Here is a 16,290-nt window from a genome sequence, read left to right as displayed (position 1 = left end):
TTTTTGAAGCAGCCTGATCAGGCTGCCACCGGTTCCCTGGTAGCCGATTTGTGCGCCAGCAAGGTGTAGATGCAAGGCAGCACGAAGAGGGTGAACAAGGTCCCGATCGACATGCCAGTGGCAATCACCGTGCCGATGTCGAACCGGCTGACCGCCCCGGCACCGGTAGCCAAAATCAGCGGCACCATGCCGAACACCATGGCCGCCGTGGTCATCAGCACCGGCCGCAGGCGAATGGCGGCAGCCTCCTCGATGGCCTGGCGAATGCTCAAGCCCTGTTCCTCTCGCAACTGGTTGGCAAACTCGACGATCAGGATGCCGTGCTTGCTGATCAGGCCGATCAGCGTCACCAGCCCGACCTGGGTATAGATGTTCATGCTGGAGATGCCCAGGAACAGCGGAAGCAGCGCGCCACAGATCGACAAGGGTACGGTCACCAGAATCACCAGCGGGTCGCGGAAGCTCTCGAACTGTGCGGCCAGCACCAGAAAGATGATCGCCAATGCCAGGCCGAAGGTCACCCACAGGGCGCTGCCCTCCTGAACGTACTGCCTGGCCGCCCCGGCATAGTCGAAGGCAAAGCCCTCAGGTGCTTCTTCCCGGGCGATATCGCGCACCGTCTGCAACGCCTCGCCAATGCTGACCATCGGCACCCCTTGGATGATCGCCGAGTTCAACTGCTGGAACTGGTTGAGCTGGCGCGGGCGGGCCCGGTCATGGAGGGTGATCAGCGTCGACAAGGGTAGCAGCTGCCCTTGCTCGTTTTTCACGTAGTAGTTGTTCAGCCAGCCGGCGTTGTCTCGGTAGGGCCGCTCCACCTGGGCAATCACCTTGTAGCTGCGACCTTCGAGGGTGAAGCGGTTGATTTCAGCCTCGCCCAGCAGGGTGGCCAGGGTACTGCCCAGTGTATCCATGGACACGCCCATCTGCGCCGCCTTGGCCCGGTCGATGTCGACCACCACTTCTGGCTTGTCGAAGGCCAGGTCGATGTCGAGGAAAGCGAACTTGCCTGACGCCTGCGCCCTCTGCTTGACCCGCTGGGCGACTTCCAGCAGGGCAGGGTAGTCGCCGGCGGTGTTGATCACGAACTGGAACGGCAGGCCCTCGCCGGTACCCGGCAGCGACGGCAGGTTGAAACCGAAGATCTGCAGCCCATCGATCTGCTCGAGTTTGGCCTGCACCAGCGGCAGCAGCTCCATCTGCGTGCGTTGGCGTTCGTTCCAGGGCTTGAGCAGAAAGCCACCGATGCCGCTCTGCACACCGTTGAAACCGTTTATCTGGAACGACGAGTAGTACTCGGGGAAACTCTTGAACAGCGGCGTGAACTGGTCGGTATAGGCATTCAGGTAGTCAAGGTTGGCCGGCTGCGGCGAGCTGCTCATCATGAAGATCACGCCCTGGTCCTCGTTGGGCGCCAGTTCGTTCTGGGTGAACTTGAGCAACAGCGGGATCAGGCACAGGATGATCACGGCGAACACCAGTACCACCGGGCGGCTGTCGAGGGTGGCGTGCAGCACGCGCTGATAACGCACCTTGAGGCCGTCGAACAGCACATCGAGCCGATGGGCAAGGCTACTGGGGTTCTGCTCCTGGCGCAGCAGCAGGGCGCACATCATCGGCGACAGGGTCAGGGCGACGATGCCGGAGATCACCACCGCCCCGGCCAGGGTCAGGGCGAACTCCTTGAACAGCGCACCGGTGAGCCCGGTGAGAAAACCGATGGGGGCGTATACCGCGGCCAGGGTGATGGTCATCGACACCACCGGCATGGCGATTTCCCGTGCGCCCTCCAGGGCCGCATCGAAGGGGGACTTGCCTTCCTCCATGTGCCGGTGAATGTTCTCTACTACCACGATGGCATCGTCCACCACCAGGCCGATGGCCAGCACCATGGCCAGCAGCGTCAGCAGGTTCAGCGAGTAACCCATCATCTGCATGAAGAACAGCACGCCAATCATCGACAGCGGAATGGTCACCACCGGGATCAGCACCGAGCGCAAGGCGCCGAGGAACAGGAACACCACCACGATGACGATCAGCACCGCTTCGCCGAGGGTCTTGATCACTTCATCGATGGAGGCCTGGATGAACAGTGTGGCGTCGTAGGCGATCGATACCTTCAGCGCCGACGGCAGCTGGCTCTCCAGCTCGGGCATGATGCGCCGTACTTCCTTGATCACGTCCAGCGGGTTGGCTGCCGGAGTGGCCTTGATGCCGATATAGACCGACGGCGTGCCGTCGAACGAGCTGACCGTGTCGTAGTTTTCCGCGCCCATTTCCACACGTGCCACATCACCCAGCAGCACCCGGCTGTCGCCGGACACCTTGAGCGGCAGGGCGGCAAAGGCTTCGGCCGATTTCAGCTCGGTGCTCGCGTTGATGCTGGTGACCACGTATTCGCCCTTCACCTCGCCAGCGGCGGAGAGAAAGTTGTAGCGGCGCACGGCATTGGTCACGTCGCTGGCGGCAAGGCCGAAGCCGGCCAGTTTCACCGGGTCGATCCAGATGCGCATGGCGAACACCTGGTTGCCGAGGATTTCCGCCTCGGCCATGCCTGGCAAGGTGGCAAGCTTGGGCTGGATCACCCGCGACAGGTAGTCGGTGATCTGCGGGTTGCTCATTTCCTTGCTGTAGAAGCTGATGTACATCAGTGCCGAGGCGTCGGCGGCCTCCTTGCTGAGCACCGGGTCTTCGGCGTTCTGCGGCAGCTGGTTGCGCACTTCGTTGGCCTTGGCCAGCAGTTCGGTGAACAGGCGGTCGCTGTCGGCGCCGATGCGCGCGTAGATGGAAATCACCGAGAAGTTCTGGCGGCTGACCGAGGTCATGTAGTCGATGCCTTCGGCACTGGCCAGGCTCTGTTGCAGCGGCTGGGTGATGTAGCCCTGAATGGTCTCGGCGTTAGCCCCGGGGTAGGCGGTGGTCACCGTGATCAGGGCGTTCTCCATTTTCGGGTACTGGCGGATCTGCAGTTTGTGCCAAGCCTGGAAGCCGAGCAGCAGGATCAGCAGGCTGACCACGCTGGCCAGCACCGGGCGGCGGATGAACGGGTCGGTGAACGCCATGCCTGCCTCCTGCTCAGTCGCTGCGCGGTGCGCCCTGTTCGGGCTTGAGCACGCTGTCCTGGCCAATGCGGATGGCCGCACCAGGGGTCAGCTTGAGCTGCCCGGCGGTGACCACCTGCTCCCCGGCCTTGAGGCCCTTGCTGACCACCACCAGCCCATCGCGGCGTTCGCCGGTCTGTACGGTGCGCTGTTCGGCGCTGAGCTGTGGCTCGCCCTTATCGTCGGTGGCGGGGTTGCCGTCCTGGTCCTGCTTCGGCGTGGCGACGTACACCGAGTTGCCGTAGAGGGTGTAGGTGATTGCACTTTCCGGCACGACCACCTGGGGTTGCGGGTCGGGCAGCAGAATCAGCAGGTTGGCGAACATGCCTGGCAGCAGTTTGTCGTCCGGGTTGGCCAGGGTCGCGCGAACCAGCAGGTTGCGCGTGTTCTCATCGACCTTGGGGTTGATCGCGCTGAGGCTCGCCGGGAAGGTCTGGCCAGGGTAGGCGGCCACCTGCACCAGCACCTGCTGGCCCAGGCTCAGGCGCGGCAACGCCTGCTCCGGGACGTTGAAGTCGACGTACAGGCTGGACAAATCCTGCAGGGTGGCAATCACCGTCCCGGCGGCCAGGTACTGACCGATGTCCACCTGGCGAATGCCGATGGTGCCACTGAACGGCGCGTTGATGCTTTTCTTGATCTTCTGTGCCTTGAGCTGTTCAACCACCGCCTGATTGCGCCGGTACTGGGAGGACAGGCGATCGAATTCACCGCGGGAGATGGCGGCATCACCGACCAGCTGGCTGCCGCGACCGAAGTCGACCTTGGCCAGCCCCAGGTCGGCCTGGGCAGTGCCGAGCAGGGCGGTTTCCTGGTCGTCGTTGAGCTGCAGCAGGGGTTGCCCGGCTTTGACCTTCTGCCCGGAGTCGAAGTACAAGGCCTTGACGATGCCCTCCACTTCCAGGCTCAGTTCGACGCCTTGCAGCGCCTTGAGGCTGCCGACTGCAGGCAGGCGCTCCTGCCACTGGCGCTGTTCGGCCGGGGCGGCCGCAACGGTGATGGGCGGCCTGGGCGCAGAGAACATCTGGATCTGTTGGTAGATCGAGAAGCCCTTGTAGCCCCCCAGGGCCAGCACGATCAACAGAACGACAGCCAACATGATGAGCATGCGGCGGCGTAGCATAAGTCCGGTTCCTTGGAGGCGTGATTGTTATTCGGTCAAACACGACAACGGGCGACCCTGCCCACGTGCGGATGGAGGAAGTATTGCAGAAGGGTGAGGGGATTGCCTGTGCCGCCCCTTCGACCGCGCAATCAAAGGGTTTACGCGGTCTCTGTAGGAGCGGTTTCAGCCGCGAAAGGGCCGGCTCAGGCAGCAGCAGTATCAGACGAGATGCAGGTGGTTGTCCCAGAACCCGGACGGCAGGTTCATCGGTTGCCCGATGAGCTCGGCCTTGCGGCAATCGTAGAAGCGACAGCGACCCTGCCCGGAAGTCACGACAAATCCGTCCTTGACCGCGCCGACCCCGGCGCAATCGGGCATCGGTGCATCGAGCTTCACCGCACCGCTGTCCAGGTCCCAGACGAACAGGCGGTTGGCCCGCGGTGCGGTCAGCGCTACCAGGCGCAGGTCGCTGTGGATGGCGACGCTGGCGGTGTACTGGGCCATCGATTGCAGCTGGCGCTCCGGCACCGGGAAGGCCTTGAACGGCTCGCCCGGGCGCTTGATCGCCAGCAGCTCGGCGGTCTCGTCGGCAGCCCCCATGAACTGCTGGCAGGCGGCAATGGTGCCATCGTCGCCCACTGCGAGGTGGCGCACGCTGTTCATCTGCTGGGCCAGGGTTTCCTTGCTCAGCAGGGTGCCGTCGCGCTGCATCAGCACCAGGCTGGGTTCCATGGCGTCGAGGTTCATCTCGACCCGGCTCTCGGCCTCGGTGCGGATACCGCCATTGGCCACGACCAGGGTTTCGCCGTCCGGCAGCCAGGCCACCTCATGGGGGCCGATGCCATGGGTCGGGATCTCACCGCTGTGCACCAGGCGCTCGCCCTCGAAACGGTACACACCGAGCACGCCGCGGCCTGGGTCGGTGGTGTCGTTTTCGGTGGCATACAGCCATTCGCCACCCTTGTGGATCACCGCATGGCCGTAGAAGTGGCGGTTTGGTTGCGAGGTGATGGTCTGCAGCAAGCGCCCATCGCGCAGGTCGACCAGGTAGCTTTCGGTACCGGGGCGACGGGCGACGAACAGGGCGATCGGCAGCTCGGGGTGGTTGATGATGGCATGGCAACGCTGGGCGACCTGGGTGCTGAACACCTGGGTGCCGTCCAGGCGGAACCCGACCGCGTAATGCTTGCCGTCGCCATCGTCCCGCGCCGACAACAGCAAGGGTTCGCTGCCTTTGTTGCGCAGCAGGCTCCAGCCGCCCAGGGTCAGGGCGCTGAGCAATACGCTACCGAGTTTGAGGGCCTGGCGTCGCAGCATGATCAGTCACCGTCGTTGGCATTGAAGCCCAGCTGGATGTTCAGCGCCTTGGCCAGGTCGCCTTCGTGCAGGCGGTGGACGGCGTTCAGCGCATCGTAGATCTGATTGAGGGTCTGCTGCCCGGCGTCGTCGGCCAGCAGCTCGCCGAGGGTCTTCTGGTTGTCGGCCAGCAGTTTGAGCGCCGTAGCGTAGGCGTCGTCGATCTTCTGCGCCAGGGGTTTCTGATCGCTGGGCAGCAGGCTGCGCAGGCCCTGGTTGTCGACCCCGACCCACACCGCCTGGGCGGCCTTGAGGGTGGCTTCCAGGCTTTTCAGCGAGGAGTGGCTGCGCCAGGCTTCGGCCTGCAGCGGTTGTGGGATGCCCTTGCTCTGGCGGCCCATGGGGGCGCCCAGCTTCTTCTTCAGGGTGTCCAGGGCGGTGACCTGGGAGCGCAGCAGGTCGGCGATCGCCTCGTGCGAATCGGCGTAGCGCTGGTTGGGGAACTTGGTCATCTGCGACAGCATGCCGTCGGTGCTGTTCCAGGTCTTGAGGATATCCTCGGCCAGGGCCTTCTGGTGATCGGCAATGGCGACCAGCAGCGGGCAATAGCGGGCCTTCTGCTCGGCAGTGGCGATGTCCGGCTTGCTGTCGAAAAGGATGTACTCGTAAGCCGAAAGGCCGCGCACCACGACGCTGGCCTTGCCCAGGGCGGCGGCATCGACCGGCTTGTCGCCATTGACCAGCTGCTCGACCTGGCGGCCGACCAGGTTCTTCTTGTCTGGCCAGAATTGTACCTGCCAGGCGCGGTTGCCTTCGGCCAGCGGGCCGACCAGCAGCGGTTGCAGTTCGGCCCAGGCTTTTTGCGCATTGAGGAAATCGGCGCGGGCGGTGTCCAGGCTTTCCTTGCCCTCACAGTAGGCCAGGGCGCTGGCGGCCAGCTGGCGGTCGGCTTCGACCCAGCGGCTGTAGGTCGGCAGGATCACCTGCTTGGCGATGGCGGCGGAAGTCACTGCCTGCGGGTCCTGCGGCGAGCAGGCACCCAAGGCGAGTGCGGCGAGGCTGGTGAACAACAGTTTGGGTCGGAACATGCCCGGCTCCTTGCGCGTTTTAAAGTGAGTTCAGAAAAGCCAGCAACGCGGCGCGCTGCTCGGCATTGAAGGTCAAGACATGGTCGCGCGCCGACTGTGCTTCGCCGCCGTGCCAGAGCACGGCTTCGAGCAGGTTGCGGGCGCGGCCGTCGTGCAGGTACTGGGTGTGGCCGCTGACCGTTTCGGTCAGGCCGATGCCCCACAACGGCGGGGTACGCCAGTCCTGGCCGTTGGCAGCGAATTCGGTGCGCTCGTCGGCCAGGCCCGGGCCCATGTCGTGCAACAGCAGGTCGCTGTAGGGGCGGATCACCTGGTTGGCCAGCTCCGCTTCGGCGGTGTTGGCGGCCGTGGTGAACTGCGGGATATGGCAGGCCTGGCAACCGGCCTGGAAGAACAGGTTCTTGCCGGCCAGCACTTGCGGTGCGGCGACGTCACGACGTGCCGGCACGCCGAGATTGCGGGTGTAGAACGTGACCAGGCGCAGGATGTTGTCGCTGACCTCCTTCTCGTCGCCTTCACCGTCGCCATTGGGCGCGGCCAGGCAGTCGACCTGGGCCGGGGTGCAGTCGTCCTTCGGTTGCAAGCGGCTGGTCAGGCCCATGTCGCCGTTGAACGCGTGCACGTTCTGCTGGTTGACGTTGGGCTGCCCGGCCTTCCAGCCGAAGCGGCCGATCACGGTCTTGCCCTGGGCGTCGTCCCAGACCCGGTTGGCGCGGCCGCGGATACCATCGTGGTTGCGGTCGTCCGGGTCTTCGTTGGCCAGGATGTCGGCTTCGGCGATGGCTTCGAGCAGGCCCAGGCCAATCATCGGCGGGGCGACGCGGGCCGAGAAGCGCGTGTCGGGGTGCATCGGGCCATAGCCAAGCTGGGTGATCTGCAGGGTCGGGCGGCGCAGTTCGACCGGGTGGCCGTCCTTGAAGGTGACGGTCTGGGTGGTGTAGTTCACCCGCACCTTGCCCTCTGGCGCCACGCCGGGGATGGCCATGTCCTGCAGCTGGGTGCCGTAAGTGGGCTCGGGGACCACGCCCAGGCGCTCGATCTCCTTGGCCAGGTAAGGCTGATCGGGGATCGACAGGCGCACCAGCATGCCCACGGCATTGCTGTCGCCGGGCTCTGGCGGGTGCCCGCGGCCGTCACGCACGTGGCAGTTCTGGCAGGCCGTGGTGTTGAACAACGGGCCCAGGCCGTCACGTGCGGTAGTGGTGGACGGGGCGATCACCCAAGGGCTGCGGAAAAAACTGTTGCCCACGGCGAAATCCAGGCGCCGCTCGGCCGAGAGGTTGGCCGAGGGCAGGGAAAATGCCTTGCGGTCGTCGCGCTGGACTGTTGCCTGGCCGCCAGACAGCGCTTCGCCGGGCTCGGCCTGGGTGAAACGCGGGGCGTCGTCACAGGCGGCAAGGGCGAGGGTCAGCAGCAAAGGGGAGAGTCGGGACAGCGACGAGGACATGCAAAATCCTGGGCGTGGACGAAAAACCGGCGTGCAAGCTTAGCAGGCCGGCGTAATTTGAATAAGAGCAATTTGCAATTACCCGGGTGAAAAGGATGTGAAATCTCAGCCTTTTCATGGACTCGCACAGAAAAAAGGCGACCCGAAGGCCGCCTCTTTTCAACACCGAAACTGCTGATCAGAACTCGTGGTCAGCGGTGTCCGGGTTCAGGTTGGCGATACCCAGCTTGCCTGCTGCCTGTTCGATCGAGCCGGTCTGCTTGACCAGCGAGGCGATGGCATCACGCACGATCTGGTTGCCGGCAGCGTTGTCGGCGGCGATCAGCTGGTCGTAGTGCTCGCCCTTGAGCGCGTGGTCGACCATTACCTGGATTTTCGCTTCGGTGGCTTCGAGGTCGGCCTTGAGGGTGGCGTCGGCAGCCGGATCGGCTTTGGCCACCAGCGAGGACAGGCTCGGGCCGGTCAGCTTGGTGCCGTCGACACGGGTGTACTCGCCCAGGTAGACGTTACGGATGCCCTTGGCGTCGTAGAAGTGCGAGTAGTGGGTGTTGTCGCTGAAGCAGTCCTGCTCGTCTTCCGGCGAGTTGGCTTCCAGCGAGACCTTCATGCGCTCACCGGCCAGTTCGCCCAGCGACAGGCTGCCCATGCCGAACAGCATCTTGCGCAGGCCATCGGCCACCGGCTCGGCTTCCAGCGTGGCACGGTAGTTGTCGGCGACGTTCGGCTTCCAGTTGCCGACCATCTCTTCAAGGTCCTTGACCAGCAGCTCGGTGACCGCCTTCAGGTAGGCGCGGCGACGGTCGTTGTGGCCGCCGGTGGCACCTTTGCCTTCCAGGTAATCGGAAGCCGGGCGGTTGCCGGCGCCTGGGCCGGTGCCGTTGAGGTCCTGGCCCCAGAGCAGGAACTCGATGGCGTGGTAGCCGGTGGCGACGTTGGCTTCGGAACCTGCCAGTTCGTTCAGGCTGGCCAGCTTCTCAGGGGTGATGTCCTTGACATCGACCTTCTCTTCACCCACCTGGATCTCGGTGTTGGCGATGATGTTGGCGCTGGCCGCCGGGTTGCCCAGGGCATGCTCATAGCTCTTGTCGACATAGTCGATCAGGCCTTCGTCCAGCGGCCAGGAATTCACCTGACCTTCCCAGTCATCAATGATGGTATTGCCGAAGCGGAACACCTCGCTCTGCAGGTAAGGTACGCGCGCGGCAGCCCAGGCCTCTTTGGCGGCTTTCAGGGTTTCGTCGTTGGGCTTGGCAAGGAACGCGTCGACGGCGGTCTGCAGGGTCTTGGCGGTGCTCAGCGCGTCGCTGTACACGGCATAGACCATTTCGGTGTAATGCTTGACCACGGCTTTGCCGGCCGCTTCGTCGACAGCCCCGGGCGCCGCCGCTGCGGTGCTGGCCGCAGCAGGTGCCTGAGCTTGCGGAGCGGCAGCCTTGTCATCCTTGCCTTCGCCGCAACCGGCGAGAGCGATGGCGATGGCCAGCAGACTGGCGGAGGCCAGGGGCATACGAATCATTGTTGGTTTTCCTGCGTCGTGTGGTTGGACCAAGGGGTTGGGCCGTGCGCCGTGGCACGCGAAACGACAACATCATGCGAAAGATTTGCATTTGCTGTAAAGGGGTTGGCGCGCAATTCATGCAAATGCGCGTTACGGGCCGAAATCGAGGGGCAAGCCTTACAGCGCGGAGACCTGATTGCGCTGGGCTTGTTTGAGGAAGTTGGTCAGTTCGCGGGCCGACAACGGCTTGCTGTAGTGATAGCCCTGACCCTCATGGCAGCCTTGGGCGATGATGTAGGTTTCCTGCTCGGCGGTTTCCACGCCTTCGGCAATCACCTGCATGCCCAGGCTCTTGCCCAGCTGGATGATGGCGCGAACGATGGTCGCGTCATCATCATCGTCGAGCAGGTCCTGGACGAAGCTCTTGTCGATCTTGATCTTGTCCAGCGGCAGCGACTTCAGGTAGCTGAGCGACGAGTAACCGGTGCCGAAATCGTCGATGGCGATCAGCGCCCCCGAGCGGCGCAAGCTGAGCAGGTGCTGGGCGGCGGTGCTGATGTCTTCCATCAGGCCGGTCTCGGTCACTTCCAGCTCCAGGCTGCGCGGAGGCAGGCGGTAAGCTTGCAGCAGGTTGTTGACTACCCGCGGCAGCTCGCTGTGATGCAGCTGGACGGTGGACAGGTTGACCGCCATGCGTAATTCGCTGAAGCCCATGTCATGCCATTCGCGCAACTGCCGGCAGGCCTGGTCGAGTACCCACTCGCCAATCCTGATGATGCTGCCGTTCTGTTCGGCCAGCGGGATGAACTGATCGGGCGGGACCATGCCGAGCTCCGGGTGCTGCCAGCGCAACAAGGCCTCGACGCCGACCACGCGGTGGTCGCGGTAACTGATTTGCGGTTGGTAGACCAGGTACAGCTGGTTGCGCGGCAGGGCTTCGCGCAGGTCTTTTTCCAGCTCGCGGCGGCGGCGCATTTCGCTGTCGACGCTGGCGATGTAGAACTGGTAACGGTTGCGTGAGCGGGCCTTGGCCAGGGTCATGGTCTGTTCGGCCTTTTGCAGCAGCTTCTCGGTGCTGTCACCGTCCTCCGGGAAAAGGGTGATGCCGATGGTGGCGCGCAGGCGGATTTGCTGTTGGTCCAGGGCGAACGGCAGTTCGAGGTCGTCGAGAATGCTCTGGGCCAGCTCTGCCGCCTCGTAGGGCTGCTGGATATTGGCCTGGACCAGGGCAAACTGGTCGCCTCCCAGCCGTGCCAGGGAACCCAGGCGGCCACTGTGAGCGCGCAGGCGATCGGCCAGGGCCAGCAGCAACTGGTCGCCGGCCTGGTAGCTGAACTGCTCGTTGATGCCCTTGAAGTCGTCCAGGCCCACGCACAGTACGGCCACGCGATGTTGCAGGCGGCCGGCGTCGGCGAGGATCTTGTCGAGTTGCGCCTGCAACTGCTGGCGGTTGGGCAGGCCGGTGAGGAAATCGTACTGCGCCATGCGCTGCAAGCTGTTCTCGGCTTCGTGGCGCAGGTGGGTGTTGCGCTCGATCGAGGCCAGCAGCTGGTTGGCGGTATTGACCCAGAGGCCCAGCTCATTCTTCTCGTGGCCCTTGAGCAGCGGGATCTGGTGCTGGCTGGGGCGGTCAGGGTTGATCTGGGTAAGGTGCTCGATGATCTTCGACAGCGGCTTGGTCAGCAGCCAGTGATACACCAGGTAGAGCACCAGGCCCATGGCCAGGGCGCGCAGCACGCCGGAAATGAAGATGATCACCGCATTGACCAGGAAGTCTTCGCCATAGGACGACGTGTCGAGGGTGATGCTCAGGTCGCCGTAGTACTCGCTGTACGGGCCACGGCCGACCAGTTGGGTGGTGTAGGTGCGTTCCTGGCCGAGGATCAGGTCGGTCAGCCAGCGCATCGACATGTCCTGCAGCGGACGGGACTTTTCCGCCAGCATGGTTTCGTTGGGGTGGCCGATCGAAGCCATGCGCACCGACTCGTCCTGGAACAGGCCTTCCATCACCTGCATGCCCATTTCACGGTCGAGGCTGTACACCGCCTGGGTGGAGGGGTCGCGGAACATGTCGAGAATGCGTTGGGCGTCGTTATTGACGGCCTGGCGGGTCTTGTAGGTGTCGTAGACGATCTGCGCGCAACTGAGGACGACGCCGACCGCCAGCGCCGAAAGGAGCACGACCCTGAGCAACTTGACCGACAAGCTGTTCCGCAATTCCAGCTTCAATGGGGTTTTCCTTAATCCATGCGCATAACATCATTTTGCCATTAACCGTTGGCAATACACTATCGGCCGACCTTGGGTAGTGTATCGGTTGCCCGACCCTGCAACTTGAGTGCGCGGCATCAAACTTCCAGACGGTTGATGTTAGCGTGCTCTACGCGCTGAGCAAGACTTCGAAGGAAAACTGTCAGGCATGAAAAAGCCCGGCGCTGGGCCGGGCTTTTCGTTCAGGGCTGACTGAATCAGGCCTTGAAGGTCTTGCCTTCGAACTGCTCGGCAACGAATTTCCAGTTGACCAGGTTCCAGAACGCCTCGACGTACTTCGGACGCAGGTTGCGGTAGTCGATGTAGTAGGCGTGTTCCCAGACATCGCAGGTCAGCAGCGGGGTGTCGCCGCTGGTCAGCGGGCAGCCGGCGCCGATGGTGCTGGCCAGGGCCAGGGAGCCGTCAGCTTTCTTCACCAGCCAGCCCCAGCCGGAACCGAAGGTGCCGACCGAAGTCTTGGTGAACTCTTCCTTGAACTTGTCGAAGGAACCGAAAGCAGCGTTGATGGCATCAGCCAGGGCGCCGGTCGGCTGGCCACCGGCGTTAGGTGCCAGGCAGTTCCAGTAGAAGGTGTGGTTCCAGACTTGAGCGGCGTTGTTGAAGATGCCGCCCGAAGAGCTCTTGACGATCTCTTCCAGGGTCTTGCCTTCGAATTCGGTGCCTGGGACCAGGTTGTTCAGGTTCACGACATAGGTGTTGTGGTGCTTGTCGTGGTGATACTCCAGGGTTTCCTTGGAGATGTGCGGCTGCAGGGCATCGTGGGCGTACGGCAGCGGCGGCAATTCAAAAGCCATGGTGGATCTCCTGATTCAGGTCTGTTTGCGGTTTGCGCAAGGCCGATCACGGGCGGCCCGATGTACGTCGGCGAGTTTGTACTCTTTGCGACGCAAGGGCTGGATCATAGCACCGGGCCCGACGCATAACCACGCAACAAAGATAGGGAATAGAGGTTCCAGAGCGGTTGGCGGCCGCCGACCGGCGGCCCTCAGTTGAAGATCAGCTGCGCCGCCACGGCAAACATCATTACCGCCACCATCAGGTCGAGCATCCGCCAGGTGGCTGGACGCGCCAGCCATGGCGCGAGCCAGGCCGCACCGATCGCCAGGGTCGAGAACCACACCAGCGAAGCGCTGGCGGCGCCCGCCACATAAGCGCCTGGCACAGTCTGCTGAGCCCCCAGCGAACCGATCAGCAGCACCGTGTCGAGGTACACATGCGGGTTGAGCAGGGTAACCGCCAATGCACTCAGCAGTACCGCCCGGCGCGAGCGCATGCCCTGGCCCTCCTGGTGTTGCAGGCTCTGCTTGGAACAGGCACTGCGCAGTGCCTTGGCGCCATACCAGATGAGAAACACTGCCCCGCCCCAGCGGGCGATCGCCAGCAACGTCGGGTTGTGCGCCAACACCGTGGCCAGGCCGAACACCCCGGCTGCCACCAGGATCGCATCGCAGATGATGCACAGCGCAGCCACGGGCAAATGGTGCTCGCGGCGCAGGCTCTGGGCGAGGACGAAAGCGTTTTGTGCACCGATGGCCATGATCAGGCCGAAGGCCACCAGCATGCCGTTGAGATAGCTTTGCCACATGGCAATTACTCCAAAGAAGATGCTGGATAGTGTGGCGAGGTACGCTGTATAAGAAAAACAAATAACGCTGATCCATCATTAGGAAAATCGATGTTCGACTACAAGCTGCTGGCTGCCCTCGCGGCGGTGATCGAGCAAGGCGGTTTCGAACGTGCCGCGCAGGTGCTTGGGCTGTCTCAGTCGGCCATTTCGCAGCGCATCAAGCTGCTCGAAGCGCGGGTCGGCCAACCGGTGCTGGTGCGTGCTGCACCGCCGAGTCCGACCGAAGTCGGCCGGCAACTGCTCAACCATGTGCAGCAGGTACGGCTGCTCGAACGTGACTTGCAACGCCAGGTGCCGGCGCTGGACGAGGAGGGCATGCCCGAACGCCTGCGCATCGCCCTCAACGCCGACAGCCTGGCGACCTGGTGGGCCGGTGCGGTGGGGGCATTTTGCGCCGAGCATCAGTTACTCACCGACCTGGTGGTGGAAGATCAGGAGGTTGGCCTCAAGCGCATGCGGGCGGGCGAAGTGGCGGCCTGCCTGTGTGGCAGCGAGCGGCCGGTGGCTGGCGCACGCAGCCTGCCGCTAGGTGCCATGCGCTATCGGGCGCTCGCCAGCCCTGGGTTCATGGCGCGGCACTTCCCGCAGGGTTTCGCGGCGCAACGGCTGGCCCGCACACCGGCCATCGTCTACGGGCCAGACGACTTCCTGCAGCACCGTTACCTGGCTTCGCTGGGGATCGAGGATGGCTTCCTGCACCATTTGTGCCCGTCGTCCGAAGGTTTCCTGCGTATGACCGAAGCCGGCCTGGGCTGGGGCCTGGTGCCCGAATTGCAGGCTCGTGAGCAATTGGCCAATGGCCAACTGGTGGAAATCTGCAGCGATACCCCCATCGATGTGCCGTTGTACTGGCATCATTGGCGCAACGGCGGGCACCTGCTCGCGCAACTGACCGAACACCTGCGGCACACGGCACGGCATTGGCTGGTGCCCTTGTAGCGGTGGCTGGCGTCTGTTGCATCTGAAATCAAGGTGGAGTCACACATGCAAATACTGGTCACCGGCGCGAGCGGCTTCATTGGCGGGCGTTTTGCGCGCTTTGCCCTGGAGCAAGGCCTGGCTGTGCGGGTCAGCGGCCGGCGCGCCGAAGGCGTGGAGCACCTGGTCAAACGTGGTGCACAGTTCATCCCTGGCGACCTGGGTGACCCTGAACTGGCGCGCCGCCTGTGCCAAGGCGTCGAGGCGGTGGTGCATTGCGCGGGCGCAGTGGGCAGCTGGGGGCGCTACCAGGACTTCCACCAAGGCAATGTGGTGGTCACGGAAAACGTCGTCGAGGGCTGCCTCAAGGAGCATGTGCGACGCCTGGTGCACCTGTCGTCGCCATCGATCTATTTCAACGGGCGTTCGCGCCTGGGTATCCGGGAGGACCAGGTACCGCGTCGTTTTCACGACCACTATGCGCAAACCAAGCATATCGCCGAGCAGAAAGTCTTCGGTGCCCAGGAGTTCGGCCTGGAGGTGTTGGCGCTGCGGCCACGCTTCGTTACCGGGGCCGGTGATGCAAGTATCTTCCCGCGCTTGATGCAGATGCAGCGCAAGGGCCGTGTGGCGATCATCGGCAACGGCCTGAACAAGGTCGACTTCACCAGCGTGCACAACCTCAACGAGGCGCTGCTCAGCGCGCTGTTCGCCGAAGACCGTGCACTGGGCCAGGCCTACAACATCAGCAATGGCCAGCCGCTGCCGCTGTGGGACGTGGTCAACTACGTGATGCGCCAGATGCAGCTGCCGCAGGTTACCCGCTACCGCCCTTACGGCCTGGCCTACAGCCTTGCGGCGCTGAACGAAGCCGCCTGCATGCTGTGGCCCGGGCGCCCGCAGCCAACTCTGTCGCGTCTGGGCATGCAGGTCATGAGCCGTGACTTCACCCTGGACATCAGCCGCGCCCGTCAATATCTGGATTACCAGCCCAAGGTCAGCCTGTGGACAGCGCTGGATGAATTCTGTGCCTGGTGGAAGCATCAACCGCCGGGCCAGTGAACCCGATCGACAGATGATGGTCATCAGTGCGCCGCACGAGCGGTTTATACTCATGTCTCTTTGCTACCACCGCGGTTGAAGCCACCTATGCGTAACGATGCCCACGACGATTTCGATGATGTGCCCACCTTGCGGGCGGGTACCCCCGATGACGACGAGTTGCTGCCCGCGCACGTCTCGCGCAGCCGCCAAAAGGTTGCCAGGCCCGCCAGCAATGGGCCACTGTGGGCATTGCTGGGCGCGTCGTTCATCGCTTTGGCAGGGCTGGGCTGGTGGAGCTTTCAGCAGATCTCGCTGATGGAACAGCAACTGGTGGCCACCCAGGAAAGCTTCGCGCGGATCAGCGAAGAAGCTGCCGGGCGTTTGCAGGCCATCAGCGGCAAGGTCGAGGCCAGCGAGTCATCGACTGCCACCGGCAGTGAAGCATTGAAGCTGCAGATCCGTCAGTTGCAGGCCAGCCTGGCCGAGCAGGGCAAGCAGCAGCAAGGTGTGGCCGGGCAGGCGGGTGACCTGGGCAAGCGCCTGGAGCAGGTGCTGGCCGATACCCGTGAGCAGCAGAAAGCGGTGACCGAGCTGCAGACGCAACTGCAGGCCCAGTTGAAGGCCGTGAATGCGGAGTTGGCGGCGCTGAAGTCGGGGCAAGTGGATGGCGGCAAGCTCGATGGCCAACTGAAGAGCCTGAGCGATGAAGTGGCCGCATTGAAAAAGCAGGGCAACCAGAAGGCTGCAGTGGAAAGCCTGGAGCAGGATGTGCTGGTGCTCAAGACCCAGATGGAAAACCGCACGGCGTCATCGAGTGGGGCAACGGTGCAGGAGTTCGATGCGTTCCGCGGGCAGACCACGCGCAACTTCAATACCTTGCAGAGTCAGATTCAGA

12 protein-coding genes are annotated in these 16,290 nt (G+C 63.6%); 3 read left to right on the top strand and 9 right to left on the bottom strand.

The annotated features are described in order from the left end of the window. Nucleotides 1-17: 17 nt before the first annotated feature. The 9 genes from HU738_RS23340 to HU738_RS23300 all read right to left on the bottom strand — a co-directional run bounded on the left by HU738_RS23340 (nucleotide 18) and on the right by HU738_RS23300 (nucleotide 13,391). The gene (locus HU738_RS23340; protein ID WP_186601275.1) at nucleotides 18-3,062 is read right to left on the bottom strand and encodes a multidrug efflux RND transporter permease subunit; all 3,045 of its coding nucleotides are present in this window, start codon (nucleotides 3,060-3,062) and stop codon (nucleotides 18-20) included. A 13-nt stretch (nucleotides 3,063-3,075) separates the two neighbouring features. Next, complete coding sequence (locus tag HU738_RS23335; protein ID WP_186601276.1) at nucleotides 3,076-4,224, bottom strand: efflux RND transporter periplasmic adaptor subunit; 1,149 nt, start codon at nucleotides 4,222-4,224, stop codon at nucleotides 3,076-3,078. A 201-nt stretch (nucleotides 4,225-4,425) separates the two neighbouring features. Continuing rightward, entirely contained in the window at nucleotides 4,426-5,523 is a 1,098-nt protein-coding gene (locus HU738_RS23330) for a DUF1513 domain-containing protein (protein WP_176508341.1), read from the bottom strand. A 2-nt stretch (nucleotides 5,524-5,525) separates the two neighbouring features. Further along, nucleotides 5,526-6,590: an imelysin family protein gene (locus HU738_RS23325; RefSeq protein ID WP_186601277.1), complete on the bottom strand. Its 1,065-nt coding sequence runs from the start codon at nucleotides 6,588-6,590 to the stop codon at nucleotides 5,526-5,528. Between the two features lie 19 nt (nucleotides 6,591-6,609). Next, nucleotides 6,610-8,037, bottom strand: a complete 1,428-nt coding sequence (locus HU738_RS23320) for a di-heme oxidoreductase family protein (protein WP_186601278.1) — start codon at nucleotides 8,035-8,037, stop codon at nucleotides 6,610-6,612. Nucleotides 8,038-8,215: 178 nt separating this feature from the next. Then, nucleotides 8,216-9,553: an imelysin family protein gene (locus HU738_RS23315; protein WP_176508344.1), complete on the bottom strand. Its 1,338-nt coding sequence runs from the start codon at nucleotides 9,551-9,553 to the stop codon at nucleotides 8,216-8,218. 159 nt (nucleotides 9,554-9,712) lie between these two features. After that, nucleotides 9,713-11,764, bottom strand: a complete 2,052-nt coding sequence (locus HU738_RS23310; protein WP_186601279.1) for a putative bifunctional diguanylate cyclase/phosphodiesterase — start codon at nucleotides 11,762-11,764, stop codon at nucleotides 9,713-9,715. 239 nt (nucleotides 11,765-12,003) lie between these two features. After that, nucleotides 12,004-12,600 carry a superoxide dismutase gene (locus tag HU738_RS23305; RefSeq protein ID WP_186601280.1) on the bottom strand — a complete coding sequence of 199 codons (597 nt, stop codon included), beginning with the start codon at nucleotides 12,598-12,600 and terminating at the stop codon, nucleotides 12,004-12,006. Nucleotides 12,601-12,791: 191 nt separating this feature from the next. Further along, the gene (locus tag HU738_RS23300; RefSeq protein WP_186601281.1) at nucleotides 12,792-13,391 is read right to left on the bottom strand and encodes a LysE/ArgO family amino acid transporter; all 600 of its coding nucleotides are present in this window, start codon (nucleotides 13,389-13,391) and stop codon (nucleotides 12,792-12,794) included. Between the two features lie 90 nt (nucleotides 13,392-13,481). Between HU738_RS23300 and HU738_RS23295 the strand changes: the two genes are divergently transcribed. The 3 genes from HU738_RS23295 to HU738_RS23285 all read left to right on the top strand — a co-directional run. Continuing rightward, nucleotides 13,482-14,372, top strand: a complete 891-nt coding sequence (locus tag HU738_RS23295; RefSeq protein ID WP_176508348.1) for a LysR family transcriptional regulator ArgP — start codon at nucleotides 13,482-13,484, stop codon at nucleotides 14,370-14,372. Between the two features lie 45 nt (nucleotides 14,373-14,417). Beyond that, nucleotides 14,418-15,413 (top strand): NAD-dependent epimerase/dehydratase family protein, encoded by a 996-nt coding sequence (locus tag HU738_RS23290; protein ID WP_054885085.1) that lies wholly within the window; start codon nucleotides 14,418-14,420, stop codon nucleotides 15,411-15,413. Between the two features lie 87 nt (nucleotides 15,414-15,500). Beyond that, on the top strand, nucleotides 15,501-16,290 hold a 790-nt coding region (locus HU738_RS23285), incomplete at its 3' end, for an ATPase (RefSeq protein ID WP_217871505.1).

Source organism: Pseudomonas vlassakiae, from assembly GCF_014269035.2.
In the GTDB taxonomy this organism is placed as follows: domain Bacteria; phylum Pseudomonadota; class Gammaproteobacteria; order Pseudomonadales; family Pseudomonadaceae; genus Aquipseudomonas; species Aquipseudomonas vlassakiae.
The sequence above is the reverse complement of the archived record's forward strand: the minus strand, read 5'-3'. Positions and strand labels throughout refer to the sequence as shown.

Excerpts from the sequence above, each read along its gene's own strand:
- HU738_RS23340 (WP_186601275.1), bottom strand. The coding sequence starts at position 3,062 with ATGGCGTTCACCGACCCGTTCATCCGCCGCCCGGTGCTGGCCAGCGTG.
- HU738_RS23335 (WP_186601276.1), bottom strand. The coding sequence starts at position 4,224 with ATGCTACGCCGCCGCATGCTCATCATGTTGGCTGTCGTTCTGTTGATC.
- HU738_RS23330 (WP_176508341.1), bottom strand. The coding sequence starts at position 5,523 with ATGCTGCGACGCCAGGCCCTCAAACTCGGTAGCGTATTGCTCAGCGCC.
- HU738_RS23325 (WP_186601277.1), bottom strand. The coding sequence starts at position 6,590 with ATGTTCCGACCCAAACTGTTGTTCACCAGCCTCGCCGCACTCGCCTTG.
- HU738_RS23320 (WP_186601278.1), bottom strand. The coding sequence starts at position 8,037 with ATGTCCTCGTCGCTGTCCCGACTCTCCCCTTTGCTGCTGACCCTCGCC.
- HU738_RS23315 (WP_176508344.1), bottom strand. The coding sequence starts at position 9,553 with ATGATTCGTATGCCCCTGGCCTCCGCCAGTCTGCTGGCCATCGCCATC.
- HU738_RS23305 (WP_186601280.1), bottom strand. The coding sequence starts at position 12,600 with ATGGCTTTTGAATTGCCGCCGCTGCCGTACGCCCACGATGCCCTGCAG.
- HU738_RS23300 (WP_186601281.1), bottom strand. The coding sequence starts at position 13,391 with ATGTGGCAAAGCTATCTCAACGGCATGCTGGTGGCCTTCGGCCTGATC.
- HU738_RS23295 (WP_176508348.1), top strand. The coding sequence starts at position 13,482 with ATGTTCGACTACAAGCTGCTGGCTGCCCTCGCGGCGGTGATCGAGCAA.
- HU738_RS23290 (WP_054885085.1), top strand. The coding sequence starts at position 14,418 with ATGCAAATACTGGTCACCGGCGCGAGCGGCTTCATTGGCGGGCGTTTT.